Origin of the sequence: Pseudomonas sp. R62, from assembly GCF_000257605.1 — a bacterium.
In the GTDB taxonomy this organism is placed as follows: domain Bacteria; phylum Pseudomonadota; class Gammaproteobacteria; order Pseudomonadales; family Pseudomonadaceae; genus Aquipseudomonas; species Aquipseudomonas atacamensis.
The window spans coordinates 1577481-1578686 of the sequence record NZ_JH635998.1 but is presented as its reverse complement, the minus strand read 5'-3'; the positions used below and the strand labels follow the sequence as shown (position 1 = coordinate 1578686).

Sequence of the window (1206 nt, the reverse complement as noted above, 5' to 3'; positions counted from 1 at the left end):
CTCCCAGGAGGGAGAGGGGACCGATTGGGGGATATTCGATAGCTACACCGACGTGAACGCGCGGAGGTGAATCCATAATCGCCAAGATCTGTCAGGTCGATATATGGCGCCAGACACCTCGGTCGGTTCCCTCTCCCTCTGGGAGAGGGCTAGGGTGAGGGGCTTTTCAGGGATGCACACATTCCAGTAACGCCGCGCACAAAAAAGCCCGCAGACAATCACTCGTCTGCGGGCTTTTGCGGATCGGGCCTAAGCCTTACGCCCGGCGCTCATGCATCCGCGCCAGTTGCCGCTCCAGCATCGACGGATAAGGCTCCATCAACCGCTCCACACAGCACGCGCCTTCAGGGCTGGCGATCGGCCGGATCCGCGCACGTTGGCGTATCAACGCGTCATCGCTGATCTTGCGCTCAACCAGCAGCAGATTGCGGCTGTGTTGCGACAAGGCCAGTGCATCCTGGGCCGAATCGGTCAGCAGCAGATCAATCTGGCTCAGGCCGAACAATTCGTCGCCCAAGGTCAGGCCCAGCTGCAATTGCAGGGTGATGCCGCTGTCTGCGACCTCGATCTGCAACTGATGACCCAGAGCACGCAGCAGTTCGCCGCAGCAGATGGCATTGGTCAGGTAATCGTCGCCGCAATCTTCGGTGTGGAACAGCAACAGCGTGCTGCCATCGTTGAGGGTTTCGATTTCGCCCTGATAAAGAGAAGCAGCCTGCTCGAGGCAGTCGCGATAGCGTTCCTGCAATTCTTCCAGACGTGCGCGAGGCAAGCGGCGCAATTGTTCCTGCGAACCCAGTTGCACGGCCAGTACGGCGGTATGCTGCGGAACGTCAGGGCTCGGTTTGCGCGTGAGCGGTTGGGCGCCGCCGTTGAGCGATTCGTCGCGCAGGTCGGCGAAGGCGTCATCGTCATCATCGTCTTCGACCGTGCTGACCAAGTGACGCGGCGCCGGTTTCTTCGCGGCCAGCGGGCGGCTTTCGTCGAAGCTCGGATCACGCAGGTTACGCACCTCGAATTCCGGCTCGTCTTCTTCCTCGGCTAATTCCGGCTCGGGTTCAGGTTCAGGCTCCGGTTCCGGGGCGTAGCTGGCGTGCAGCTGGCGCGCCAGATCGCCGATTTCATCCTGGCGATCGATGCCCGGTGTATGCGCGTCGATGCGGCGCAGCCACACACGCAATTGCAGCAGTGGCGTCGACAGATAAC

At 61.3% G+C, this 1206-nt stretch carries 1 pseudogene; it reads right to left on the bottom strand.

The annotated features are described in order from the left end of the window. Nucleotides 1-256 precede the first annotated feature (256 nt). Nucleotides 257-1206: pseudogene (locus OQK_RS08340) on the bottom strand (histidine kinase); the annotation flags it as partial.